The 26,285-nt window shown below is 62.8% G+C and carries 18 protein-coding genes (1 of these 18 cut by a window edge); 9 read left to right on the top strand and 9 right to left on the bottom strand.

Annotated features, from left to right (window positions below; all coding sequences use genetic code 11):
- Nucleotides 1–12: 12 nt before the first annotated feature.
- The 3 genes from GN234_RS03345 to GN234_RS03335 form a co-directional block, all read right to left on the bottom strand.
- On the bottom strand, nt 13–1,017 hold the full coding sequence (locus tag GN234_RS03345; protein ID WP_109754082.1) for an ABC transporter substrate-binding protein: 1,005 nt from the start codon (nt 1,015–1,017) through the stop codon (nt 13–15).
- A complete protein-coding gene (locus tag GN234_RS03340) occupies nt 1,001–2,020 on the bottom strand; it encodes a LacI family DNA-binding transcriptional regulator (RefSeq protein WP_176687874.1) in 1,020 nt (339 codons plus the stop codon). The genes GN234_RS03345 and GN234_RS03340 overlap by 17 nt, the downstream gene beginning before the upstream one ends.
- A gap of 157 nt (nt 2,021–2,177) precedes the next feature.
- Nucleotides 2,178–2,735, bottom strand: a complete 558-nt coding sequence (locus tag GN234_RS03335; RefSeq protein ID WP_109754083.1) for a helix-turn-helix domain-containing protein — start codon at nt 2,733–2,735, stop codon at nt 2,178–2,180.
- 301 nt (nt 2,736–3,036) lie between these two features.
- Between GN234_RS03335 and GN234_RS03330 the strand changes: the two genes are divergently transcribed.
- From GN234_RS03330 to GN234_RS03295, 8 genes are all read left to right on the top strand, one after another.
- Nucleotides 3,037–3,747 carry an iron-containing redox enzyme family protein gene (locus GN234_RS03330; protein WP_109754084.1) on the top strand — a complete coding sequence of 237 codons (711 nt, stop codon included), beginning with the start codon at nt 3,037–3,039 and terminating at the stop codon, nt 3,745–3,747.
- A gap of 132 nt (nt 3,748–3,879) precedes the next feature.
- Nucleotides 3,880–4,887, top strand: a complete 1,008-nt coding sequence (locus GN234_RS03325) for a pyridoxal phosphate-dependent aminotransferase (RefSeq protein WP_232200816.1) — start codon at nt 3,880–3,882, stop codon at nt 4,885–4,887.
- Nucleotide 4,888: 1 nt separating this feature from the next.
- Nucleotides 4,889–6,058 carry an NAD(P)/FAD-dependent oxidoreductase gene (locus tag GN234_RS03320; protein ID WP_116832435.1) on the top strand — a complete coding sequence of 390 codons (1,170 nt, stop codon included), beginning with the start codon at nt 4,889–4,891 and terminating at the stop codon, nt 6,056–6,058.
- Nucleotides 6,049–6,906 carry a TauD/TfdA dioxygenase family protein gene (locus GN234_RS03315; protein WP_176687873.1) on the top strand — a complete coding sequence of 286 codons (858 nt, stop codon included), beginning with the start codon at nt 6,049–6,051 and terminating at the stop codon, nt 6,904–6,906. Before GN234_RS03320 ends, GN234_RS03315 begins: the two co-directional genes overlap by 10 nt.
- A 9-nt stretch (nt 6,907–6,915) precedes the next feature.
- Complete coding sequence (locus GN234_RS03310) at nt 6,916–8,199, top strand: ATP-grasp domain-containing protein (RefSeq protein ID WP_176687872.1); 1,284 nt, start codon at nt 6,916–6,918, stop codon at nt 8,197–8,199.
- A gap of 46 nt (nt 8,200–8,245) precedes the next feature.
- Complete coding sequence (locus GN234_RS03305) at nt 8,246–9,193, top strand: EamA family transporter (protein ID WP_005733019.1); 948 nt, start codon at nt 8,246–8,248, stop codon at nt 9,191–9,193.
- A 23-nt stretch (nt 9,194–9,216) separates the two neighbouring features.
- Nucleotides 9,217–10,458 carry an acetylornithine deacetylase gene (gene argE / locus GN234_RS03300; RefSeq protein WP_176687871.1) on the top strand — a complete coding sequence of 414 codons (1,242 nt, stop codon included), beginning with the start codon at nt 9,217–9,219 and terminating at the stop codon, nt 10,456–10,458.
- Nucleotides 10,455–11,774: an MFS transporter gene (locus GN234_RS03295; protein WP_116832437.1), complete on the top strand. Its 1,320-nt coding sequence runs from the start codon at nt 10,455–10,457 to the stop codon at nt 11,772–11,774. Before argE ends, GN234_RS03295 begins: the two co-directional genes overlap by 4 nt.
- 20 nt (nt 11,775–11,794) lie before the next feature.
- Here the strand turns inward: GN234_RS03295 and GN234_RS03290 are convergent, their stop codons facing one another.
- A complete protein-coding gene (locus GN234_RS03290) occupies nt 11,795–13,003 on the bottom strand; it encodes an MFS transporter (protein WP_176687870.1) in 1,209 nt (402 codons plus the stop codon).
- A 153-nt stretch (nt 13,004–13,156) separates the two neighbouring features.
- Here GN234_RS03290 and GN234_RS03285 point away from each other — a divergent pair, with 153 nt between their 5' ends.
- Nucleotides 13,157–14,038 carry a LysR family transcriptional regulator gene (locus GN234_RS03285; protein WP_176687869.1) on the top strand — a complete coding sequence of 294 codons (882 nt, stop codon included), beginning with the start codon at nt 13,157–13,159 and terminating at the stop codon, nt 14,036–14,038.
- 205 nt (nt 14,039–14,243) lie between these two features.
- Here GN234_RS03285 and GN234_RS03280 read toward each other — a convergent pair whose 3' ends face one another.
- The 5 genes from GN234_RS03280 to GN234_RS03260 all read right to left on the bottom strand — a co-directional run.
- Nucleotides 14,244–14,915 (bottom strand): helix-turn-helix transcriptional regulator, encoded by a 672-nt coding sequence (locus tag GN234_RS03280; RefSeq protein WP_116832438.1) that lies wholly within the window; start codon nt 14,913–14,915, stop codon nt 14,244–14,246.
- 33 nt (nt 14,916–14,948) lie between these two features.
- Nucleotides 14,949–15,881: an NAD(P)-dependent alcohol dehydrogenase gene (locus GN234_RS03275; RefSeq protein ID WP_176687868.1), complete on the bottom strand. Its 933-nt coding sequence runs from the start codon at nt 15,879–15,881 to the stop codon at nt 14,949–14,951.
- 179 nt (nt 15,882–16,060) lie between these two features.
- Nucleotides 16,061–16,840, bottom strand: coding sequence for an SDR family NAD(P)-dependent oxidoreductase (locus GN234_RS03270; RefSeq protein WP_109754094.1), 780 nt, complete (start codon nt 16,838–16,840; stop codon nt 16,061–16,063).
- Nucleotides 16,841–16,856: 16 nt separating this feature from the next.
- Nucleotides 16,857–18,173 carry an MFS transporter gene (locus tag GN234_RS03265; protein WP_176687867.1) on the bottom strand — a complete coding sequence of 439 codons (1,317 nt, stop codon included), beginning with the start codon at nt 18,171–18,173 and terminating at the stop codon, nt 16,857–16,859.
- Nucleotides 18,163–26,285, bottom strand: partial view of a non-ribosomal peptide synthase/polyketide synthase gene (locus GN234_RS03260; protein WP_176687866.1) — the final stretch only. It continues 9,682 nt past the right edge of the window; the window shows 8,123 of its 17,805 coding nt (coding positions 9,683–17,805); its start codon lies off the right edge, out of view; its stop codon occupies nt 18,163–18,165. The genes GN234_RS03265 and GN234_RS03260 overlap by 11 nt, the downstream gene beginning before the upstream one ends.

Genomic DNA, 26,285 nt, shown 5'->3' with positions numbered 1-26,285 from the left:
CGAGGCGGTCACTTACTTGACCTCACGCAGATAGCGTGCGGAAAAGGCTTCCTGTGCCGCCGCCATTTGCTCGTAGTTGACCACCCCGGCCCGGGCGTAATCGCTGTCGGGCAGGAACTGCGCAGCGATCTCGGCAGGCATCTTCATCGCCCGTACCGGCCGCAGGTAGGCCTTGGCCCAAAGTGCCTGGCCTTGCTCGGACAGGACGAAATCCAGGACCTTCTCGGCGTTGGCCCGATGGGGGGCGTTGTCGACGATGCTCATCACGTAAGGCACGCTGATGCTGCCTTCCTTGGGAATCACAAAAGCAACGTTGGCCTTGTCCTTGTAACGGGCGCGATAGGCGTTGAAGTCGTAATCGACCAGGATCGGCAGCTCGCCGGACAGCACGCGTGCATAGGCCGTTTGCTTGGGCACGATGGGCGAGTTCTTCGCCAGTTTCTGGAAGTAATCGATAGCCGGGGCGAAGTTATCCAGGCTACCGCCCATGGCCTGGTTGATCGCGACCGCAGAGACGTAGCCGACGAACGCGCTGGACGGATCCAGGTAGCCGACCATGCCTTTGTATTCTGGCTTGAGCAGGTCGCTCCAGCTTTGCGGCACAGGCAGGCCGCCCAGTGCATCGACGTTGACCATCAAGCCCAGGGTGCCGGAGTGAATGGCAAACCAGTGTCCTTGCGGGTCCTTCAAGCCGGCCGGAATCTGCTCCCAGCCCTTGGGTTTATAAGTGCCAACCACCCCGGCTTTTTGCGCCTGCAAACCGAACGTCACGCCGTAATACACCACATCCGCCACTGGAGCGGCCTGTTCGGCCACCAGTTGCGCCAACGCCTGCCCGGAGTTCTTGTTATCCAGCGGGACCTGCACGCCGGTGGTGTCGGCAATCGCCTTGAGCTGAGTGCCCCAGTCGGCCCATTCCGGCGGGCAGTTGTAGCAAATCGCCGTTTCGGCGGCCTGGGCCAGGCTGGCAACGCCGCACAGCAGCAACGTCGCCAGGGTTTTACGCAAGCGGATCATCAAGTGTCTCCTCGTAAGGTTGAGTACTTTCGCCCGGCCGGATATGGCAGGGCAGGCAATGGGAAACCGGGGGGGCGCCGCCGATCTGCGCCAGCAGTTGATCGATCACCGTGCAGGCCAGCGCCTCGATGGGCTGAACGACGCTGCACAGCGTCGGGTGCATCTGGGTGCCGAGGGCGATGCCGTCAAAGCCAATGACCGAGAGTTGCTGGGGCACGTGCCAGCCGTTGCGGCGCAACTCGGCAATCAGGCTGATGGCGAGTAAATCGTTGGAGCAAACCAGCGCACTGAGCCCCTGTGGGCCTTGCAGCAGCGGCTCGATGGCGGCGAAATCGGCTTGGGTATGGGCCGGCATTTCAATCACCGGCAGGCTGTCGAGACCAGCCTCACGCATGGCGTCGCAATAACCGGCGTAGCGCTGGCGAGCGCGGTCCGATTGCAGGGCAGGGCCGGCAACCATGCCAATGCGCCAATGCCCGACCTCCAGCAGATAACGGGTGGCGAGGGCCATGCCGGCGCGGTTGTCCACCGACACGGCGCTGTAGTCCGGGTTGCCCGGCTGGTGATAGGCCAGCACAAAGGGCGTGTCCTCGTTGTCCAGGCTTTGCAGCACGCGGTTGCTCTCGGCGTCGGTCACCGTGAGCACCAGGCCATCGACGCGCTGGCGCAACAGTTCCTCGACCACCACGCTTTCGCGTTCACTGCTGTAGTCGGTCGTTGCCAGGAGCAGGTTGTAACCGCGCAAACGCGCAGCACGCTCCATGGCCTGGAATTGTTCGGCGAACACCGGGTTGAGGAGGTTGGGGACTACCACGCCGATCAGTTTGGTCACCTGCAAGCGCAGTTGACGGCCAAGGCGATTGGGTCGAAAACCCAGTTGGCGCGCGGCGGCGAACACCTGCTCGCGGGTGGCCGGGCGCACCACTTCAGGGGAGGCAAAGGTGCGAGCGGCGGTTGCTCGCGAAACCCCTGCCAAACGTGCCACTTCTTTCAAATCCGTCATGATCACTCGCTTGAGATCGATCTCATTGGCGAGGACAGTACCCAGGCACCGTGGCATTTTGGCGACAAAGTGATGACGATTTGATGTCAGATTCTGATGTCCGCCTCTGACGGCCATCCAGGACGCGTATGCGGTGCCCGGTTGCTCATGACGGTTGCTATTTGCGGATCAGGGCGATGACGTACTCGCAAACATGCGCCGTGGCGTTTTCGAACGTGCAGGCTTCTTCAGGTAGCCCCAATTGCAGACAGTCGCCTTGTTCCAGGACGTAGGTGGTGGTGCCCTTGGTAAAGGTCAGCGTGCCTTGCGTGGTCCACACCTGCTGATGAAGGAATGCGTAGGCGGTGGCGGGGTAGCTGATGCGCACGCCCGGGGGCAGTTGCACGCTGATGAGCTCCAGTGGCCAACCCTCCCGCGGGGAGACTTGCTGGCGCGCGTAGCCGGTTTCCGGGTCGACCCAACGTGGTTGCTCCGCAGCCTTTGAGAGCAGCCCCGAGCGCCCCTCGGCTCGATGCAGCAGGGTGGACAGGGGCAAACCAAAAGCGCCCGACAATCGTCCCAGGATCGTCGAGGTAGGGCTGACCTGCGCGTTTTCAATCTTGCTGATCATTGCCTTCGATACACCAGAGAACTGGGCGAGCTCGCCGATGGACCATTGGCGCGCGGTTCGCTCGGCTTTGATGGTTAATGCGATGTCAATGGGTTGGTTGTTCACTATAGAGGACTTCCAAGGCGGGGTGAGTTATTTGTAGCTTAGCGAGCTGGATGCATCTATTTAGTGCGGAAAATAAATAATGCGCCATTTTTGTGCAGATTATTTTTAATATTAAAGTAACCTATTGATTTTAAAGGTTAATATTTATTGGATTTTTTCGTTTCAAAATAAATCTATTGTTGTTATCGCCACCGATTAAAACTATCAATTTGTTTGCATGGATTGCTTGTTTACTATCTGAAACGCGCAGCGACATTCCGTCGCCGTCGTCCAAGCTACCTTATCGTATTTGGGGGGATCTATGCCGGCTCAGCAAATGGAACAAGGCTATCTGACGGGTGAGCAAATCATCCATTCGATTAAAGGAATGATCACGGCTTCGGGGATCAACACCAACGCATTCTACAAAACGTTTCGCCAGGCCCCGCTGCCCAAGGCAACGTTGAAGAAAGTGTTCCAACAGTACTTTTATTACATTCGTACGTTCCCCCAGATCCTGGCAGGTACTTCGCACCGCACTGACAGCGAAGTGATTCGGATGAAGTTGGCGCGCACGGTGGTGTCTGAGCTGGGCGATGGGGTAGGCGAAGCACACTTCATCATGTTTGAGCGTGTACTTGCCGGTGTCGGCATCACGCTGGATGACTGGAAGAAGGTTGAATACATTCCCGAAGCCAGCGAGCTGGTCGACGGCCTGCGCCGGATCTTTCTCGAAGGTTCGACGGAGCACGCCATTGGTGCTCACTACGTCATCGAAGAGTTCGGTTTTCCGATGATCGCCAACCTGTACGAAGGTTTCCGTCTCTACAGCGGTTGGAAACACGAAGACTTCACCTACTTCTACCTGCACATGCTGGTGGAAACCGATCATGTGCAGTGGATCAGTGATGCGGTCATGGAGGCCGCCCGGGACACTGACAACGGCAACAATATCCTGGAGGGTGCTGCCGATGTATTGAACTTGTTGACCCGATTCTGGCAAGGACTCAACCGAGTAGCCACTCACGCCTGACCGATCGGTACAAGGGGACAGGAAGTCATGGACGATATGACATTGATTGGTCGAGTGGCGCCCTTCAGGGATGCCAGTGCATATGCGGCATCCTCAGGGGCGTTGAACCTGTCGCAAGGACTTCCTGAACCCTTGTTTGACAATGCCATGAATGCGGCGTTGGCCCACCAGGTCCGGTCGGGCTGGCAGTACGCCGACCCTCGCGGCGAAATGATCTTGCGTGAAAGCATTGCGGCCCACAGTGCCGGCTATGCACCTGACAGCGAAGTGCTGGTGACCAGCGGCTGTACCGAGGCCTTGTACTTGGCCCTCTACGCAGCGTCTTCGCAATACGGCAGCAAGGTCGCCTTCTTTGAACCCTTTTATCCCTATTACCCCGGAATGGCCACACTGCTGGGGCTGGAGTCTGTTGCACTGCCGTTGGCGGCAGGGGGGCCTGACTGGGCAATGTTCGAGCAGCAATTGCGTGCCGGTGTTCGCATCTTGCTGCTCAACACACCCCATAACCCGACCGGATGGTGCATGTCCGCCGATGATTGGCAGCATCTGGTGGCGTTGGCAAAAAACCATGACTTCATGGTGATTGTCGACGAAGCCTACCGTCACTATCAGTACGACACCGACGCACCGACGCAGTACCCCCATCAACAGATTCCCATGATGGTGGCAGGCAGCGCTTCGAAGTTGTTGTCCATGACCGGAGTCCGGATCGGCTGGTTGTGCGCGCAGGCAACCTTCATGGCGCGAGCCTATGCCCATCACCTGTACCTGAGCTATTGCCAACCCACCCCCATACAGGCAGCCGTCGCGGTTTTGCTCGATGAGTTGACCATCGGGCGACTCGAAAGCCTGCGCGAGCACTACAAGCACAAACGCGATCGCCTGGCAGGTGCGCTGATGGCCGCCGGGCTGGATATCCAGTTACCGGCGGGCGGCCATTACCTCATGGCCGACTATTCACGGCGGGCGCCTTCATTGTCCCCGGTTGAATTCAGTCAACACCTGGCCGTTCGTTGCGGGGTCATGCCATTGCCCGCGACGCCCTTCTATCTGGGGCAGTGCCCCACCTATGTCAGATTTTCTTTCTCGGTAGCCAAACCCATTGTTGATCAAGCTTGTGCCCGCCTGGAGGATTTTTGAAATGGAGCAGCATGTGTTCGACGTCATTGTCGTAGGCGGCGGTCCCGCAGGGCTGAGCGAGTGTATCCGGTTGATCGATCTGGGCCTGAAAGTCGCGGTCATCAGCGATGTATTCGGGGGATGCATGGGCATGATGGGGGACCATCCATTGCAGTCGTACTGCAATGAACTGGAGATCGAAGGGGCCCCCTATCCCTTGCATCGGTTCATGCGCAAGTTGTGTGTCAGCCCCACTGGCGAGGAATACGCCGCCTATATCCGGAGCAACTTCGAAGCCTTGCCATTGACCAGGATCCAGCAACGGGTGGTCACCGTAAGCAAGGCGCAGGGGCTGTTCGAGGTAAACCTGGCCCCGGGTTCCCAGGGGCATCCCTTGCGTGCGCAGCAGATTATCCTCGCGACCGGGATTCGCCCGAAGGCTCCGCCCTTCGAAATGCCCAATGCGCATTGGCTCAATTGCTTTGACGTCTACCAAATGGTTGCGCGGGGCCAGGTTCAGCGGTTCCTGCAGCAGGATGTCGTCATCTTCGGCAGCGGTAACAGTGCGTTCCAGATCGCACTGCTGCTTGCCCCGTTCGCCCGCAATGTGTCGATCCTGATCAAATCCTATCTGGGGCTGTATCCCCAGGAGACCGATGATCGGTTTGCCCTCAGGTCCCTGAGCCAGCGCACGCTGGAGATGATAGCCAAGACGTCGTCCAGTTCCTTTCAAGGGCCGCTCAACAGCGCCAACAGTACGGGCCGGGCCAATATCTGGCTGCATGCCTACAACAGCATTCGCCAGGAAGGCGACAAGGTCGTCCTGGATCTTCCGGCGTCACTCAACGGCAATTCGCTGCTCCAGGCTTCCTGCCGCAAGGCTCGAGAGGCCGGCCGGCTGGTCGAAGCCCAGGCATCCGAGGGGTATGAGCTGCACTTGGATATATCGGCGAAGGATCAATGCCTGGTTTCGGCCATCGGCGTCACCGCACAACTGCCCGCCACCGACTGGCCGCAACTGCTCAACCCACAGACCGGATTCACCTGCCACCAGGATGGGAAAAGCCCTGTCGCAGGCCTGTATTTCGCGGGGGCAGCCTCAGGTTATGCGTCGATCAACACGATGGTGCCCGCAGCAGCGGAAATGAGTGCCACGCCATCGCTGCAAGAAGGGCTGCGGTCATGGGCGTGAGGATGTTCCAGCCGCTGCGCATGGACCTTGGCGATGTGCTCGAGCAATCGACAGCGGAGCTCAAGCAGGCCATCGCCCGGGCCAAGGTGCTGGTCATCGCCAACCAGGACGTCAGTGTTGCCCCTTATGTGCAGTTGATGCGCAGGCTGGGTTCGCCTGTGCACCATGTGTTGGCCAAGTACTGCCTCGAGGATTATCGGGAAGTGCTGACCGTGACCAATCTCCATCGCAACGGCCAGGCCTTGGGCGTGCATGAAGGAGGCGGGTATTGGCACACCGACATGTCGTACAAATCGGCGAATACGGTGTTCACGTCACTGCTGTCGGTGCAGGTGCCGGACCAGCACGGCGAGACTCAATTCATCGATTGTGTCGCAGGCCTGCACCAGGTTCGCCAGTGGCTGGCAAGTCCGGGTTGCCCGCAGCACCTGAAGGGCCTCGATCTGGAAAACCTGCGGGTTCACCACCGTTTCGGCAATCGCGACACCCTGCGCAATGCCGCCGCGGCGGTGCAACAGCTCAATCCCCAGGAGGCAGGCGCGCTGGAAGACACCGTGGTTCACCCCCTGGTGCTCAAACACCCGCTCTCCTGCACGACGTCGCTTTATGCGCCGGCCGCCACGGCCATGCAAATAGAAGGGGTAACGCCTGCACTGTCCCATCGCATTCTCGACAGTCTGGTCGACTTCCTCGTTCAGCAGGCGCCGCGCTATCGGCATGCCTACCGCCCAGGCGACATCGTGATCTGGGACAACCTCTCAACGCTGCATAAAGGTCCGCCAATCCCCAAAAGTGAAGGGGGGGCCGATGCGCGCCTTCTCTATCGCATGAACGTCGACTTCCAGTGAGGCATTACCATGATCAAGACTATCGTTTTCCTGACGCCCCATTACCTGAACTTCGCCTCCGAGAAGGCCTTGCAGACGCTGGGACGAGACTGTCGCACCGTACTGATCGCCTATCATGCCGATGTCCTGCCGCCCGTGCTCGAGCGCAACGTCTCGCAGGTAGTGCGCGTCGATGCCGACCTGCAGCGCAACATTCGCCCGTTGCTCGATCATGACCAATGTCGAGATGTCATCAGCGATGAGTTGCGCGCCGTGCAGGGCAACACGTCGTCATTGCGTATTTTCTGCCAGGAAGAATGCCACGTTGAGCTGGCGGCCCAGTTACGCGAGGAGTTCGGATTAGAGGGCGATACACAGGCGATCGTGGCGAATTTTCGCGACAAGGTGCTGATGAAGCACGCCGTCAGCCAGAAGGGGATACGCATTCCCGAATTCGTACCACTGGATCACGTACGCCTATCGGCCGAGCCACAGGCTTACTACGCCGAGCTGACGACGCAATTGGGCTTGCCCCTGGTCCTGAAACCGGTGAACGCGGCAGGCAGTTTCGAGGTGTCGATCATTCGCAACGAGGCCGAATTCAACAAGGCCCGCGAGCAAGTATTGGCGTCACCGTATCATTTCGATTATGAGGTGGACGAGTTCATCGACGGCGACATGTTCCAGTGCGATTCGTTTGTGGTTGACGGCCAAATCCGCTACTGCGGCGTCCTGGAACTGGGTTGCACCAACTTCGACTTTGTCCAGGGCAAGCCCTTGAGCGTGATTCCCGTGGCCGACCCTGCGCTCAGGGCGACCCTGGAAGCCTTCAACCGGGACGTGATCGCGGCCCTGAACTTTCGCAACGGCTCGACGCACCACGAGGTTTTTGTTGACCGCAAACGCGGTTATCCGGTGTTCCTGGAAATTGCCGCACGCGTACCTGGCGGCATCGGCGTGCCGTATCACGAGAAAAACAGCGACATCAACCTGATCGACGCCAATCTCTACCTCGTGGCCGGTGCCGCGGCGCTCGATGACATCAAGCCCAACGAGAAGAACAACGTGGTGTCCGCCTTGTTGCCCTTGCGCAAAGGCCGGATCAGCCAACTCAACGAACCGCCCATTTCCAGTGCCTACGACATCGATTGGCGGGTCGCCCCGGGCATGGTGGTGGACTCCCGATCCCTGGCCGATACCGCGGGCATCCTGACGTTGTACAACGCGGATCCACAGGTACTGCGCGCCGACTTCGAAGCCTTGCAGCAGTACGTGCCAACCCAGGTGGAAGTGCTGGAGCCGGGAACCGCATGATCAATCCAGTGGGCGGCAGGCAACAGGTTTTTCTCAAGGAGCAGGCATGAAGACAGGAATACTCGGTGCCGTCAGCATGGCGGTCTACTGCATCTCGACGGCGCTCTCGGCCGTCTGGGTCATGGTGGCGTTCACCCGTATCAGTGGGGCGGCGCTGACATTCATTACCTTCCTGATGGCCTGGGCGGTATTTTTCCTGGTGCATACCTTGCGTGGTCATGACCCGTTTCGCCTGCTGCGCGAGGAGTGGCGCGGCGTGCTGCTGCTCAATGTGCTGACGCTGTTCAGTTGGTGGCTGATGTTCATGGCCCTGCAGCGCATCGAGGCGTCGGTGGAATCGGCCATCTATCAGGGCTGGATGCCGCTGGTGGTGGTGGTCTGCGAAATGCTGGTGGCGCGGTCCTCGGTCAGTCGTTCCCGGTGGCTGGGCGCGCTGCTGATCCTGTTGTCACTGATGGCCCTGGTTCTTATGCGTCTCGCGCTGGGGGTCACGGCCCAGGTCAGTCTTGTCAATTTGCATGAGGGCATTGCCCTGGCCTCTGTCGCCGGGATCACTGGCGGGATCTACGTGTTCTGCTCGGCTCGACTGAACCGCGACAGCAAGTACAGCGCCATGGATATTCTGTGCGTCAGGTTCTTCCTGCTCTTGATTGTCACGGGATGGGTCGGCCGGGAAAACCTGCACCAGTTGCTCACGCTTGATACCGCCATGCTCGGCCAATTGATCAAGCTGGCATTCGTCAGCGTGCTGATTCCGGTGTTCACCCTGCAGTTTGCCATTCAGCATTTGGGGGGCGGGCGGGTGTCCATTCTCACACCGTGCGTGCCGGTCATTGCCTTGGCGGCCGAGTTCGTGCTCTCCACCTGGCACAGCCCCTGGGTGCCGGTCCTGGTTACGGTGGTGTGCGTGGCGGTGTTGTTGTCCAACGTCTGGTTTTCGCGAGACAGGCAGGTTGTTCGCTCGGGCCCCATGCCTGTCGCCCTTCAAAAATAGACTTCGGTTTACTGGAGCATCCCATGACTCTTTCCTTGGCCTTCGCACAGGGGGCGGCAGACGCTTGCTCGAATGACGGCCGCAGCGTGCTCGCACGCACGTTGGAAATCGCACGAACCCTGATTGGTTTCCCTTCGGTCAGCGATCGTTCCAATCTGGACCTTATCGAATGGGTGAGCGGGTACCTGCACGGCGTCGGGGTGCAGGCCCAGATTCTACCGGACGTCACCGGGCGCAAGGCGAACCTGTTTGCCAGTCTCGGACCGCCGCGCCCCGGGGGCATCATCCTGTCCGGACATACCGACGTGGTGCCCGTCGCGGGCCAGGCCTGGGCGCAGGACCCGTTCAGCGCCCACCTGGACCACGGACGGCTGTACGGTCGCGGCAGTTCGGATATGAAAGGGTTTATCGCTGTCGTACTGGCGATGGCTCCCGAGCTGATGGCGTCTGCACGGCAAAGCTTTCACCTGGCCTTGTCCTATGACGAGGAGGTGGGCGCGATGGGTGCGAAACATCTGGCGCCCTTCATCTCGCAGGCACAGCTGGAGCCCGCCGGTTGCATTGTCGGCGAGCCGACTTCAATGGAGCTGGTGATCGGCCACAAAGGGCGTCATGAAATCAATTGCTGTGTCCATGGCAAAGTCGCGCATTCATCACTGCCAAGCGAGGGGGTCAATGCCATCGACTATGCCGCGAGGGTGCAGATGCAGCTTCAGCAAGTGGCCAAGCGGCTGGCGAAAGGGCCGCTGGACGGCGGGTTTGATGTCCCGTACACCACGGTTCAGGTCTGTCGGGTCAACGGCGGTGTCGCTGGCAATGTCATTCCTGGCCAATGCAGCTTCGACTTCGAGATTCGCTACCTGCCCGGATGCGATGCCGAGCAGCTGTTGGTACAGATCAAGGACGACGCCAACCAGGCCATGCACGGCGAAATGAATGATCGCTCGGCGGGGGCGTCCATCGAGTTTTCCCACACGCTGCATACCCCGGGGCTGGATGAGAGGGGTAATCAGGCGTTCGCGCAGTGGATCCGTCAGGCCAGTTCGATGGCCCATGGCCGACAGCGCGTGGCGTACAGCACCGAGGCTGGGTTGTTCCAGGCCGAGGGGATCCCCACGATCGTCTGTGGCCCGGGCAGTATCAAGCAAGCGCACAAGGCGAACGAGTATGTGGACCTGGCTCAACTTGAGGCTTGTGAACGATTCCTGCGTCGCCTGGCGCGTTGTGAGTCATTACCTCCACTTCCAGCCAGGGGTGAGCAATGAGCGCCGCAGCCCTGGATAGCCAGGGGCGCGAACGCAAAAAGCTGGTGCTGGCGGTGAGTGTGGGCGCCGCATTGGAATGGTTCGACTTCACCCTGTTCGCGATCTTTGCCATGCAGATCGCCGCAGCGTTCTTTCCGGCTTCCGACCCCTTGATGTCGTTGCTCGCTTCCTACCTGGCGCTCGCCGTCGGCTTCGTTGCCCGGCCATTGGGGGCGCTGCTGATGGGACGTTATGCCGATCGCCGGGGGCGCAAGGCCGCGCTGACCCTGTCCATCATGCTGATGGGCGCCGGGACCCTGATCATTGCGGTGTGCCCGACCTACCAGGCCATTGGTTGGTGGGCCCCATTGAGCATTGTCGTCGCACGCATATTGCAGGGGGTCGCGGCAGGAGGAGAGATTGGTGGCGCGCTGGCCTATCTTGTCGAAACGGCACCCGCCGACCGCCGTGGTCTGTTTGCTTCCAGTCAACAAGTGGCACAAGCCGGATCATTTTTACTCTGTGGCTTAAGTGCGAGCCTGTTGTCGAGCGCATTGACGCCAGCCCAGCTGGATGAATGGGGTTGGCGCGTGCCCTATGTCTTCGGACTGCTCGTGGTGGTGGCGGGCTTGCAGATTCGCCGCAGCCTCGAGGAAAGCGAGCCGCTGCGCCGCTTTCTCGATAGCCAGGGTAATCAAGCGCTGGCAGGGAAGGGGGCAAGCCTTCGCCCCTATCTGCCTAACCTCGTGATGGGGGTGTTGATCGTCGTCCTCTGGACAGTCGCGACGCAATTGATCAACTTCATGCCGACCTATGCGTCGATGGTGCTTGCAGTTCCACGCAACGAGGCCTATCTGGGGCTGGTGCTGGTCGGTCTCATCACGCTGCTGTGTCCCTTGACCGCACTGCTATCGGACCGCATCGGGCGCTATACCGTCATGCTCATCGGTGCCGTGGGGGTCGCGCTCTGCGCATATCCAGGGTTCGTATGGTTGAACAGCAGCCCCAGCCTCCAGACGCTGATCAGCTTCCAATGCGGGCTGGCGGTCTTGATGGTGCTCTACACGGGCCCGGCCTCGGCGGCATTGGCAGAGCTGTTTCCGGTGCAAGTCAGGGCCCTGGGGGTTTCGCTGGCGTACGCCTTGTCGGTGACCGTCTTCGGCAGTTCAACGCCGACCCTGATTACCCTGATCTACCGACAGAGCGGGGATGCGCTCGCCGCCGCCCACTGGTTGTTCGCGGCGGCGTGCCTGAGTGCGATACCACTGGCCTGGGTAAGCCTGTCGAAATATCGGGCAAGTGCTAATCCGGCGTTGGTTGTCGAGCATGAGACGTGAGCGAAGATGAGCAACGAACCTCATTGACGACTGCGGGGGAATCCGCGCTGCTTGGCTGACCACACGACTGCCAACGTCAGAAGCAGGAGAACCACCAGGACAGGCGCAAATGCAACGACCCCCAGGTGATCGAGCAGAATGCCTCCGACGATTCCGCCGCCGGCAATGGCCAGGTTCCAGGCCGTGACCAACATCGACTGGGCGAGATCCGCTGCGTCTCCGGCAGTCTTGGCGATGGCCGTCTGGAACAGCGTCCCAGCCCCTCCGAAAGCGATTCCCCAGGCGGCCACGGCGATATACACCGCCGCTGGCCTGTCGCTCATCGCCCCTAGCGTCATTGCCGAGAGGGCGAACAGCACCGTACCTGCAAGCGTCAACGCCCGTAGATGGCGATCGATCAACACGGCGACGACCCAGATCCCCAGCAACGACGCGACGCCAAAGACCAGCAGGACCAGATCCGTCCGCTCGCCCAGGCCCGCCGCCGCCAAAAACGGAGCGATATAGGTAAAGAGAATGTTGTGCGCCAGGACAAAAGCCAGCACCACGAACAACACCGAGCGAACGCCCGGCAGCGTGAAGACCTGACCCAAGGCGAGGCGTTTATGGGTGGCCTGCCCAGGAAAATCAGGCACCTTGAGTCGTACCCAGACCATCAAGGCCACGGCGAACAGGCTCATGATGGCGAAGCTCATTCGCCAACCGATCAGGTTGCCGAGCAATGTGCCGGCCGGTACGCCGAGGGATAACGCCAAGGGCGCGCCCACCATGGCGATCGCAATGGCTCGACCTTTCTGGCTCTCAGGCACCATGCGGGCGGCATAACCGGCCAACAACGCCCAAAGCAGCCCGGCCGATACGCCACCGAGCAAGCGCGCGACCATCGTCAAAACATAATGGGTGGAAAGCGTCGTGACGGTATTGGCAACGGCGAAGCCGGCGATGGCCAGCAACAAGAGTGTTCTGCGTCGCATACCTTGGGTCGCGGCGGTCAATGGAATGGCCGCCAGCAAGGAGCCGATCGCGTAGACCGTTACCAACTGGCCGGCCAGGGCCTCGGAGATCGCCAGCCCTTCGCTGATCTGTGAAAGAAGTCCGGCGGGCAAGGCTTCGGTGAGGATGGTCACGAACGCCGCGAGGGCAAGGGCAAACAGTGATCCGATGGGGAGCGGTGCCGTGGTTTGAACAACCTCGGCCTCGGCGTCGATGTGGGTATTGGCAATCGTCATGGGTCACCTGTTTGGAGCGCGCCTGACCCGCCGGGACGGCGCGGTCAATTGCAGATTGATAAGTGTCGACTACGGTAGGTGCCCGTCTTTGGCGAGACAAGAATGCTAGAGTGCACAACACATCGGAAAAAATGTCCGTAATGGGGGCCAGGCGTGGAATCACTGAGCGGGATTGATTTTTTTGTGCGCGCGGCTGAAACCCGCAGCTTTTCAGAAGCGGGCAGGGCGCTGGGCATTTCGTCTTCGGCGGTGGGCAAAAGCGTCGCCCGGCTCGAGGCGCGACTGGGTGTGCGGCTGTTTCATCGCAGCACCCGCAGTATCACGCTGACGGCGGAAGGGACGCTGTTCCTTGAGCGTTGCCGGCGCATTCTCTGCGAAGTCGAAGCGGCCGAACAGGAACTGTCGCAAACCCGCAAAGCGCCACGGGGCAAACTGCGCGTGAGTTTGCCCCTCGTTGCGGATTTGGTCATGCCGACGCTGATCGCCTTCATGCGCCGCTACCCCAGTATCGAGCTGGACCTGGATTTTTCCGATCGGCTGGTGGACATCATCGAGGAGGGTTTCGATGCGGTCATTCGAACCGGAGAGCCGAACGACTCCCGGCTGATGTCCCGTCCGTTGGGCCCGTTCAAGCTCGTTGTGGTCGGTTCGCCCCGGTACTTCGCCGAACACGGCACACCGCACGCACCGGCGGACCTGCTGCGCCATGCCTGCCTGCTCTACAAGTTCCCCAGTACTGGCAGGATGCAAGTGTGGCCGGTAAACGGGGACGGGGAGCCGGAACTCAACCTGCCGGCGACCCTGGTCTGCAACACCACCGAGGCGTTGCTGCACGTGGTGCACGATGCGCTGGGGATCGCCTGCGTGCCGGATTTCACTGTGCGCGAGGCCATCGCCAGCGGTGAGCTGGTCACTGTCCTGGACGACTTCAACAGGCATCAGAGCACCTTCCGCATGCTCTGGCCCTCAAGCAAACACCTGGCGCCAAAGCTGCGGGTGTTCATTGATTTCATGAGCAGTGAGTTGTTCAAGTGACTGAACCGCCGCTATCGCGAGCAGGCTCGCTCCCACATTCGATCTTCAGCGAGCACAACATTCATGCCCATCCCAACTCCTCTGTGGGAGCGAGCTTGCTCGCGATAGCGGTGGTGCAGTTACAGGGATGTTGGATTTGCGGCCCTCATCGCGAGCAAGCTCGCTCCCACAGAGGAAATGGGTTGGCCATAGAGCAAGTCGGCTGCTAGCTGCAATCCTTCTGTTTGCACGGGTGCGCTTCCCGGGAGCGCCACTCCTTGACCAGCTGTTGCCTGGGACGGGCGTAGCGCTCTTCCAGGACAACCACCTCGACGATCCGGTCCGTTCGGAATAAACGATAGTCGCCGCGCAGTTCGCACCAGCCTGCGATATACCGCTGCGACTCGACGAACCCCAGCATGATCGGCCAGAGGATTCGTTGCGTCCGCTCCTCATTTTCGTCCTTGTAGACGATCTGCATTTTCCGCTGTTCGCGAAGCGCCAGCCGGACCTGGGCCAGATCCAACGCCGCCGGGGCGCCTTGATTGCGACTGACGTAGATCGTGTCGTGGTCCAAGGTTCGCCGCATGTGTGGCGGCAGGACACTGTCGATTTTTGCCAGCGCGTTCTGAACGGCGTGGGCCAGGCCTTCATCGGTTTGGCGGCTGACCCATTGCGCACCGGCCATCAGCGCCTGGATTTCTTCCTCGGTGAAACTCAAGGGCGGCAACAGAAACCCCGGGCGCAGGATGTAGCCAACGCCGGGTTCGCCAACGATGTCCGCCCCCATCGACTGCAGCGTGATGACGTCCCGGCGGATGGTACGCAATGAGACATTCAGCTCACGGGACAGCGTGACACCGGAAACCGTCCCGCGATGACGCCGAAGCACTTGCATGAGATCGAATAATCTATGGCTTCTTGACACGCTTCAGTCCATGGCCACAAGGGCCTTGCCACGCAGCTTCCTGCCTCCCTCGATGGCCGCGACAAGCTCGATCGCATCGTCAAGAGGCACCACTTCCGCTACAGGAAGCCGGAAGCTGCCATTCTGGGCGGCGTGGGCGAGCGTGTCGAGGACCTCGGGGCGCGGTGTGCAGATGACGGGTTTCAAGCGTTTATCAAAAAAGGAGCGAATGAACTTGCCGGGGCTCGGATTCAGGTCAAGCAGCACGCCGCCTTTGCGCAGCAGGTCGAGGCTGACCGGCAAGGACAGGGTGGCCGCCGTGTCATACACCACATCGAAACGTTCAGGCAGCTTGGACAGATCGGTTCTGCGATAGTCGTAAACCGTATCGACCCCCAGTTGCCGCGCCCGCTCCAGCGTCTCTTCACTGCAAGCACCAGTGATCGTGGCCCCCACCATGCGCGCTATCTGCACGCAGGCTTCACCGACCGCGCCGCTGCAACCATTGATGAAGACACGCTGGCCCGCGCTCAGCCCGGCCTTGTCCCGCAAGCCGTTCCAGGCCGTCATGCCCGGTGTCCCGAGGCAGGCGGCTTGCTCGAAGGAAACACCATCGGGTTTGCTGGCCAGCAGCGATTCCTTGGTGACCACGGCTTGAGCCAGTGCACCACTTTCCTTGAAGCGCGCGAGACCAAAGACGGCATCGCCCACTTTAAACCGCGTCACGTTGCTGCCCACGGCGGTGACGGTGCCCGAGAAATCCATGCCCATGGCCCGGGGGAAGGATCTGCCCGTGACGATCTTCATCTGGCCGCTGCGCAACTTCCAGTCGATAGGATTGATGGCGGCGAATCTGATTTTCACAGCGACTTCGCCCTGGCCCGGTGAAGCCAACGTGAATGCCTCGAGCTTCATCACCTGCGGCCCGCCGTAATTGTGATACTGGATACGCTTCATAGCCGACGCTTACTCTGGATGGTTGATGAGATGGAAACAGGGCTGGGGCAGGGGCGCTGTTTCCAGCGCATCGTTTCCTGCGGCCAACCCTTTCACTCTAACCATCGACAGGGTCAGTTTCTGGCACCATTGTTTTGCCAGGCTCCAGGGGCGAGCGGCCGTTGCGGCGCATGTTCAGATCAAGGGGCCTTGTTCTCCACCAGGCAGTTTCCGCCATCCACCACCATGACCTCGCCCGTGATGTAGCTCGCTTCCGAAGACGCAAGGAAAGCGACCAGTGCCGCCACCTCTTCGGGACGTCCCGCCCGGCCCATCGGCGTGTAATCGGCCGCCTTGGCTTCCTCGGCCGTGGTCGACCCTGTAGTGATCCAGCCGGGAGCCACGCTGTTGACCGTGATCCCTTGCCGGGCGACTTCCAGAGCCAGGCCCATGCTCATCCCTACCATCGCGGCCTTCGCAGCGCTGTAGGCCGCCTCGCCGGGGTTACTGCAGCGCGTGCCGGTAGTGGAACTGATGTTGACGATGCGCCCGTAACGGCGCGCCTGCATACCGGGCAGAACAGCCCGTGTAAGAAGAAAAGCCGTGGTCAGATTTCGAGCCAGCGAAAGGTTCCAGGCTTGCAAATCCATGATCGCCAGCTCCGAAAGCACCTCTGGGGAACCTTGCATGGCCATGCCCGCGTTGTTAACCAGGATATCGATCCGCCCCCAGCGCGACTCTGCCCAAAGGCTGAACTCGCGTACCTGGTTTTCATCGGTCAGGTCGACGGCCCGCCCTTCGACTTCGAAGCCTTCGGTACGCAGTTCTTCGACTCGATCGAAGACCCGAGCGCTGCTGGCGGTGATGATCAATCTGGCTCCGGCCAGACCAAGCCGGCGTGCGATTGCCATCCCAATGCCGATCTCACTTCCAGCGCCACTGACGATTGCCACATGATCCTGCATTACCGCGTTTGGCATGGTGCTCTCCAAATGATCAGCCAGGTTCGGCCACGACCTGGGTGGACGCAACCCACCCAGGCTCAAGCCGACGAAACGGTGCGATGGTCAATCCCAGGCCGGCCAGCAGCACATACAGCAGGCCGGCGACTGCGAAGAGCAAGCTCAAGCCGCCGACCTTGCCGATACCGAGCACGGGGGCCAGTCTGGCTTGCAGCTCGCTGCTTTGACTCATTAACGGAATCGCCCAACCGTCGGCCAGCGCGCCCGCGCCCAACGCACCGAGCGGCATGGCCAGCAGGCAGACCATCTGCCGGGCTGACAGCACCCGACCGAGGACGGCGTTGGGCAAGCTGCGTTGCCAGAAGCTCTGGTCGCTGCTGGTGCTCAGTGAAAAGCAGCCAAAGGCTACGAATGCCGCCGCATACAAAACCACCGGCGAGGTACTGACACCTATGCCCAGGATGCTGACGCCGAGCATCAGGTCCGCGAGCAATACCGTGCGGATCAATCGCTGTGGTGGACGGGCAACCACCCACAATGAGCCGCCCAGCATGCCCAGGCCGCCGCAGGTCATCAGTGTGCCCAGCACCAATACCGAATAACGCTCCAAAACCATGGGCGCCAACAGGACCGAGGCCAGCCCGAGCATCAAATGCTCGACGCCCAGGTAGGCAAGCAACGCGCAAAACGCCGGACGCCCGCGCAGCACCGCCAAGACGGCTGCCAATCCGCCCACGGCCACGACACGCCCCTGGCCGGTGGCGCGCACCGCCGTCGCCACCCAGGCGAGCCAACCGAGCATGCCAGCGGAAAACAGCACCGCACCGACATCCAGCAACAACAGTCCAGGAACTCCAACGCTGCCCAGCAACAGGGCCGCCAGGGTGGGCGCGATCAGTTGCGGCAAGCCGACCATCAGTTGCATCAGGCCGTTGGCCCGGCCAATCGCTTGCGCACTGCTCAAGATTCGCGGGATCGCTGCCTGGCAAGTGAGCATGCGCATGACCTGGCCACTGGAATTGACGGCGGCAAAGGCATACACCTGCCACCGTTCCAGCTCGCCTTGCTCGAACAGCCACCAGAGGATCAGCGCCGCGAAACCGCTACCGGCCTCGACGCCGAGCAGGATCGCCCGCGCCTCGCAGCGGTCCACCAACCAGCCCGCCACGGGCGCCAGGAGCAGTCCCGGCAACGCAGACAGCGCGATGACCAGGGCGTAGTCCGTCACACTGGCGTGCTGCTGCAACAACCAGATGCCCAGGCTGAAGGCTGCAAGGGCCGACCCCAAGGTTGAGACGACCTGACCCGCCCACGCCCATACCCAGGGCCGCACCGAATGCTCAATTTTCATGGGTTTGAAACGCCTCCAGCGCGGGCCAATAGTGTTTTAGGTACTCGGCCAAAGTCCGTGCCGCAGGCGCTTTGAGAATCGACAGGTGATCACACCCTTCAAGCACGTGGCGCTGACAGTCCCCGGCGAATGCCTCCCAGCCATCCTCGGTTTCGCCATGACCTCGCCCGGCCTTGAACACTACCACGGGGCCCGGATAGACCGATGCCGGTCGATAGTCTTTCGCCAGGTTGGCGTAAAACACCCGCAAAGGACCACGCAACGCATCGGCACGGGCTTGCGCGGGCATCAAACCGACGGCTTGCATGCGCGTCAGCAATCGGGCGCATTGCTCGTCCGGTTCCAGCTTGGCCAGGCTGTCGACGTCGAGGCCCAGCTCACGCCCGACCTCCATCTCCAGCAACGCCACATAGTGCGCCAGGGCCCCACGCGAATCACTGGCCAACCGCGTGCCAGGCGCGCGACTGTCGAGCACCAGCACCGGTGCCACCCCAGTACCCTCAGCGTGCAATTGGCGGGCGACTTCAAAGGCCAGCCAGCCGCCAAATGAGTGCCCGAGCAGGTAGTAGGGACCGTTCGGAACCTGCGCGCGGATTTCCCGTACATAAGCGCTGGCTGCAGCCTGCACCGAGGCATGGGGCTCGCGCTGGCCGTCGGAACCACGGGCTTGCAGGCCGATCACCGTCAATCGCGGGTCCAGTTGCCGGACCAGGGGCACGAAGCTGGCGACATTCGCGCCGGCACCGGGGATCATGAACAGGCAGGGCGCGTTCGGCGCGCCGGTTTGCAGGACCAGGCTGACGCGCGCGCCCGACGGACTGGCAGGGCGCTGCTCGGCTCGCGCCAGCGCCTGCTCCAAAGCCTGCGCCAGCCGTTGCAAATGCTCGGGGTCGCGCATGATCGACCAGTGATCGCCCTCGATACGCTGCTCGACCAGCTCGGCCCCCAGCAGCGCGCGCCAGTCGGCTGCCAGATCTCGCGAGCCACTTCCCGCAGGGCCTGCCGATGTGGCGCGGAACAGGTGCACAGGCAGGCCTAGCGGCGCCGGCCGATAGCGAACCATGGCATTGCGCAGGTTCAGGTTGAGACGGGCTCGGCGGCTCAGCTCCTGGCGGTCGAAACCGGCTGGCAGCCAACCCCGTGCCTGGGCCGCAGCGATCACCGCGTCCAGATCGAGCCCGGCATGCCAGGTGTCCTGGGCAGGGTCATCGGCGCTGTCGCCGACCCGGTGGTGCGCAAAGTACCCGATCAGTTGCTGGCGCAGGCCGGCTTCGTCGAAGCTCAGCGCCAACGGTGCGGCGCGCAGGGCGCCCGGCTGGCTGCTGTCGATCAGCCCTAGGAACGCTACCGGGCAATCCTCGCCCAGCAGTTGGCGGGCCATTTCATAGGCCAGCACGCCGCCCGCCGACCAGCCGGCGAGCTGATAGGGACCGTGCGGTTGGACCGTGCGCAGCAGCTCGATGTAGCGTCTGGCCAAGGTCGTGTTGTCGACGCCGTCGTCCAGTTCGGCGGCGGCCTGCACGGCATAGATCCCCCGTTCCGGGTCCAGATGCTGCGCTAGCCGGACATACGGCAACGCCTCGCCCGTGCCTTCATGGATGAAAAACAGCGGCGCGCGACCCGGCGAACCGGCGCGAATGCACAGCAGGCCTTGGGCCGCGACGCTGGCAACGTCCAGCGTAACGACCTCGCGGGCCAGCGCGGCGAGGCTTTCAGCGCTGAACAGGGCGCCGATGGCCACATCCATTCCCTGCGCGCGCAAGCCGTCGAGCAGTTGCACGAGCAGCAACGAATGCCCGCCCAGGGCGAAGAAGTTGTCGTCACGACCGATCTGCTCGATGCCCAGCAGTCGCGACCACAGTTGCGCCAGTCGCGTTTCCGTGGTGCCGCGTGGCGCCGCATAAGGACGCTGTTGCAAGGCTTGCTGATCGGGAGCCGGCAGGGCGCGCCGGTCAAGTTTGCCGTTGGCGGTCAAAGGCCATTGCTCCAGCTGCACATAGGCGCTGGGCAACATGTGCGCTGGCAATTGTCCGATCAGTGCTGAGCGCAATTGCCCAGGCTCCAGGTGCCGGCCCGGCTCGGCCAGCAGATAGGCGACCAGGCGCGCATCGCCGGGATCGTCCTGGCGCGCCAGCACCACCGCCGAGCGCACGCCGTCCAGGGCACTCAGCCGGGCTTCGATTTCGCCCAGTTCGATGCGGAAGCCACGCACCTTGACCTGCTGGTCGTTACGGCCCAGGTAGTGCAAGGTGCCGTCGGCGGTCCAGCGTGCCAGATCGCCGGTCTTGTAGAGACGCTCGCCTTGGCCGCCGAGAAAGCGCGCCGGTTGGAAGCGCTCGGCATCGAGCGCCGGTTGATTCAGGTAGCCGCGCGCCAGGCCTGGGCCGGCGACATATAGCTCGCCGACCACGCCGCGTGGTACCAGTTCGCCGTGGGCATCGAGCAGGTAGACCCGCAAGTCCGGGATGGGCCGGCCAATCGGTGCCAGCCCGGCCTGGGCATGGCAGTCGGTGGCTTCGATCGGCTGGTAGGTCACATGCACAGTGGTCTCGGTGATGCCGTACATGTTCACCAGGCGGGTAGCCTGGCTGTCCGGCCGTTCGAACCAGGGCCGCAGCGCGGCGGCATCCAGGGCCTCGCCACCGAAGATGACACAGCGCAACCGATGGGGTTCGGCGCGGGTCTGTTTCATCCAGGTATAAAAGGCGCTAGGGGTCTGGTTGAGCACGGTGACGCCGGCGTCCACCAGCAGGTGGTAGAAATCCTCCGGGCTGCGCGAGGTCAAGTAGGGCACCACCACCAACCGGCCACCGTGCAGCAGCGCACCCCAGATTTCCCACACCGAGAAGTCGAAGGCGAAAGAGTGGAACAAGGTCCAGACGTCCCGGTCGTTGAAGCCGAACCAGGCGTCGGTAGCGCTGAACAGCCGCATCACCGCGCGATGCTCGATCATTACGCCCTTGGGCACGCCGGTCGAGCCCGAGGTGTAAATGATGTAGGCCAGGTCCGTGTCACTGGCTCGCGGATCGGCTGCCAGGTCAATGCTGGACAAATGCCCCCATTCACCGGTGTCCGGGTCCAGGGATACCACTGCGCACGATGCGGGGATCTGCAGCGTCTCAGGCAACGCAGCCAGGGTCAGCAGGACCCGTGGCGTACTGTCGTCGAGCATGAAGTTCAAGCGCTGCGCCGGGTAGACCGGGTCCAGCGGGACATAGGCGCCTCCGGCCTTGAGGACCGCGAGTATGCCGATGAGCATTTCGATGCCGCGCTCGGCGTGGATCGCCACGCGGCTGTCCGGGCCGACATCCAGGTCGCGCAGGCGATGGGCCAGGCGATTGGCCTGCTCGTTGAGCGCCCGGTAGCTGAGGGTCAAGCTCTCGTATTGGAGCGCGACGGCGTCCCCCCGACGTGCGACCTGGGCCTCGAAACGTTGGTGCAATCGTTCGCAGCTCGGGGCCGCCAGCGCCAGCGCCGGATTGAAGCCATGCAGCAACTGCTCGCGCTCGGCCGGGCTGAGCAGGTCAATGCGGGTCACGGCCCGGCGATCGTCGTCGACCATGGCCCGCAGCACGGCCAACAGCGCCTGCCAGTGACGGGCCACGGTGTCGGCATCGAACAGCGCGGTGGCGTAGTTGAAGCCACCCTCGATGACATCGCCCGCTTCATGGACATCCAGGGCCAGGTCGAACTTGGCCGTGCTGACCGGCGCGCCGACGCTGTGCAATTGCAGTCCGTTGCCCAGGTCGAGGTCGCCCTGTGGAGCGTTCTGCCAGGCCAGCATCAGTTGGAAAATCGCGTTATGAGCCAGCGAACGCGGTGGATTGAGCGCTTCGATCACTTGCTCGAACGGCAGGTCCTGATGCTCTTGGGCGGCCAGCGCAAGGCCCTTGACCTGGGCCAGCAGCGCACCCACCCGAGGCGCGTCGCCCAGGTCGATGCGCAAGGCCTGGAAGTTCACGAAGAAGCCGATCAGCGGCTCCAGCTCGACCCGGTTGCGGTTGGCGACAGGTGAGCCGATCACCACCTCGGCCTGGCCCGACAGCCGACTGACCACCACGGCCCAGGCCGCCAGCAAGGTCATGTACAAGGTGGTGCCATGGCGCCGTCCAAGGGCCTTGAGCCCATGGCTCAGTTCGGCATCGATACGCACCGGCAGGCTCGCCCCAGCGTAGTCCTGTCGAGTCGGACGCGGGCGGTCGGTGGGCAGGGTCACGCAGGTCGGCGCGCCGTCCAGGTGGGCCTGCCAATAGGCACGTTGGCGTTGCAATTCGTCCGCCTGCAGCCATTGGCGTTGCCACAGCGTGTAATCGCCGTACTGGCGCGCCAGGGGCGGCAAGGGATCGACCTGATCCTGGCTGAAGGCTTGGTAGAGACGGGAGAACTCGTTGGTGAGTACGCCCATGGACCAGCCGTCCGAGACCAGGTGATGCACCGTCACCAGCACGACATGATCGTCGACATCCAGGCGCAACAGGCGTGCGCGGATCGGCCACTGACAGGTCAAGTCGAACGGTCGGCCGGCTTCCTCGGCGCACAGCACCTGCCAATCCGCCGCGCCGGGCGCGCTCAGGTCTAGTACGTCCAGGGCCAATGCCCGTGGTGGGTCGATCACCTGCCGCGCTTGGCCGGCAAGGCTCACGAACCGGGTCCGCAGGCTTTCGTGGCGCGCCACGATGCGATCCAGGCTGCGGCGCAGCGCCTCGATGTCGAGCTTGCCGCGCAGGCGCAAGCCCGCCGGCATGTTGAAGGCTGCTGTCGAGTCCGGGTTGAGTTGCTGGATCAGCCAGAGGTTTTGCTGGGCGAACGAGAGTGGCAGGGGCTGGCTGCGGTCGGCTTCCTGCAACGGTTCCAAGCGACTGCGCCCGGCGTCGGCCAGCACTGCCGCCAACGCGTGCAGGCGCGGTTGGGCGAAGACCGCCGAGAGCGGCACTTCCAGGCCCAGTCGATGGCGCACTTGTGCGAGCAACCGCAATGCCAGCAGCGAGTGTCCGCCCAAGGCGAAGAAATCGTCTTCGCGACCGATGGATGCGACACCCAGCAACTCGCTCCAGATCGCCGCCAGGGTCATCTCCAGCTCGCCCTCGGGCTGGCTGTATTCCGTTTGCGCAAACGCCTCGGGGGCTGGTGCCGGCAAGCGTTGGCGATCGACCTTGCCATTGCTGGTCAGCGGCAGGGCATGCAGCTGTACGAAGGCGCTGGGCAACATGTATTCGGGCAGACGCTCACTCAGTTGGCTACGCAGGTCCAGCGGCGACAAGGTCTGCTCGGCGCTGAAATAGGCGACCAGGCGCGGGTCGCCGTGGTCCGCCGGCAGCACGACGACCACCGATTCGCGCAGCCCGGGCAATTGATCGAGGCGGCTTTCCACCTCGGCCAGCTCGACCCGATAACCGCGAATCTTCACTTGGAAGTCATTGCGCCCCAGGTACTGCAGCGTCCCTTCGGCGGTCCAGCGGGCCAGGTCGCCGGTCTTGTACAGGCGCGCGCCGGGAGTGGCGTCGAACGGGGCCTCGATAAACCGCTCGGCGGTCAGCTCGGGACGGTTCAAGTAGCCTTGGGCCAGGGCCACGCCGGTGACATGCAGTTCGCCGACAGCGCCTTGGGGCACCCATTGGCCATGGGCATCGAGCAGGCACACCTGGGTGTTGGCAATCGGCCGTCCGATCACCGGTACGTCCGGCCATTGGTCCGGATCGTCGGGCAGGGTGTGGGTACACACCACATGGGTTTCGGTCGGGCCATAGTGGTTGTGCAGGCGCGCGTGGGGATGGTGCCTGAACAATGTGCGTAACGCGCCGGTGATGCGCAGCGCCTCGCCCGCGACAATCACGTCCCGCAGCATGGGCAGTTCAAGCGGGGCGTCGGCCCAGCTGTCGGCCATCGCTGCCAGGGCGATATAGGGCAGGAACAAACGCTCGATACGCGCCTGGCCGAGCCAGCGCGGCAGGCTCGCGAGGTCCAGGCGCTGGGCTTCGTCCAGTAACACCAGGGTGCCGCCGCTGCCCAGGGTGGAGAAAACCTCCTGAAACGCGACATCGAATCCCAGCGCGGCGAATTGCAGGGTACGAGCCGGGCCGGGCAACGGCTGTTCGGCCTGCCAGGCCAGCAGGTTGCTCAACGCCAGATGGCCCATGGCGACCCCCTTGGGCAGGCCGGTGGAGCCGGAGGTGTACATGACATAGGCCAGGTCATCGGGGCTCGGTTGCCCGAGCGATGGCGCGGAGGGTGCCTGCATCGCCGTTGCCGCCAAGCGCACCGACAGCGGCGTGCAACGGTCGCTGCATTGCAACGCTTCGACGCGCTGCGCATCCCACAGCAGCAGGCACGGCTGGCAATCCTCGATGATGCCTTGCCGGCGGGCGAGGGGCTGACTCGGGTCGAGCGGCACGTAGGCCGCCCCGGTCTTGAGGGTGGCGACCAGGGCCAGCACCATCTCCAGGCTGCGCGGCAGATGGATCGCCACGCGTTGGCCGGGGCCCGCGCCCAGCTCGCTCATCTGCCAGGCCAGGTGATTGGCCTGGCGATCGAGTTCAGCGTAACTCAGCCCGCGTCCATGCAGTTCGACCGCGATGGCGTCGGGCTGCAACAGCGCCTGGCGCTCGAACGGTTGGTGCACCCAGCCGGCCTGCGGGTAGGCGGTTGGCGCCGGGTTGAGGCCGTGCAGCAGGTGCTCGCGCTCCTGGGCATCGACCAACGACAGGCGGGCCAGCGGTTGGCGGTCGTCGGCGCACAGCTGGCGCAACACGTTGACCAGGTAGCGCCAATGCCGATGCACGCTGGCGGCATCGAACAGCGCAGTAGCGTAGTTGAGCCCGCCGACGATGCGCCCCTCGGCCTCATAGAGTTCCAGGGACAGATCGAAAGGCGCAGTGACCTGCTCGGCGGCCAGACTGGTCAGGCTCAGGCCATCGAGGTCCAGCGCGCTGCGTGGGGCGTTCTGCCAGGCGAACATCAATTGGAACACCGGGCTGTGTGCCAGCGAGCGGGGCGGGTTGAGGGCTTCGACCACATGCTCGAACGGCACGTCCTGGTGCGCCTGGGCCTGCAGCGCGTGCTCACGCACCTGGGCCAGCAACTGGCTGACGTCCGGTTGCCCGGCCAGGTCGATGCACAGCGCCTGGGTGTTGACGAAAAAGCCAATCAACGGCTCGACTTCGCTGCGTGTGCGGTTGGCGACCGGGGTGCCGATCACCACGCGTTCCTGGCCGGCCAGGCGCCCGACCACAATTGCCCAGGCCGCCAGCAAGGTCATGTACAGCGACGTGCCGTGGCGGCGACTCAAGTCCTTGATCGCAGCGCTGGTCGGCTCATCGAGTGCGACCGTCAACCGCGCACCGGCGAAGTCCTGGCGGGGCGGCCGTGGACGATCGCTGGGCAGGTCGACCCGCTCGGGCGCATCGCGCAGGTGTTCGAGCCAATAGGCCAACTGCTCGGTACGACGCTCGCCGGCCAGCCAATCGCGTTGCCAGGCGGCATAGTCGGCGTATTGGATCGCCAAGGCCGGAAGCGGATCCGCCGCGCCCTGGCGGAACGCTTTGTACAAGGTCGACAGTTCGTCGATCAGCACCCCGATGGACCAGCCGTCGGCGATGATGTGGTGCAGGGTCACGTGCAGCACGTGGCAGCAAGGGCTCTGCCGCACCAGCAGCACCCGTAGCAACGGGCCCTCGCTCAATGAGAACGGCCGGGCAGCTTCGCTGGCCATGACTTGTTGCAGGCGGGCCGGGTCGCTAGTGTCCAGCGCCAGGCAGGCGAACGCCAGGCGCGGCTGCGCGTCGATGACCTGGCGGACTTCCGCGTCCTGCTCGATGAAACGGGTCCGCAGTACGGCGTGGCGCTCGACGATGCGCGTCAAGGCGTTGCGCAGCGCCACTTCGTCCAGTTCGCCATCCAGGCGCAGGGCGCCGCTGATGTGGTAGGCGGCGCTCGCTTGCTCATCCAGGCGGGCGATGAACCATAGACGTTGCTGGGCAAACGACAAGGGGCGCGCAACGCTCTGCGGCAGCACCGTGATCGGCGCCAGGGCGCTGCGCGTCGCATTGCCTATGACACTGGCCAGCGCGGCCACGGTCGGGTGCGCATACAAGGTCGCCAGGGGCAATTCCAGCC

Source organism: Pseudomonas bijieensis (assembly GCF_013347965.1).
Taxonomy (GTDB): Bacteria; Pseudomonadota; Gammaproteobacteria; order Pseudomonadales; family Pseudomonadaceae; genus Aquipseudomonas; species Aquipseudomonas bijieensis.
Note: the sequence above shows the minus strand (reverse complement) of the source record. Positions and strands in the feature narration are given on the sequence as shown.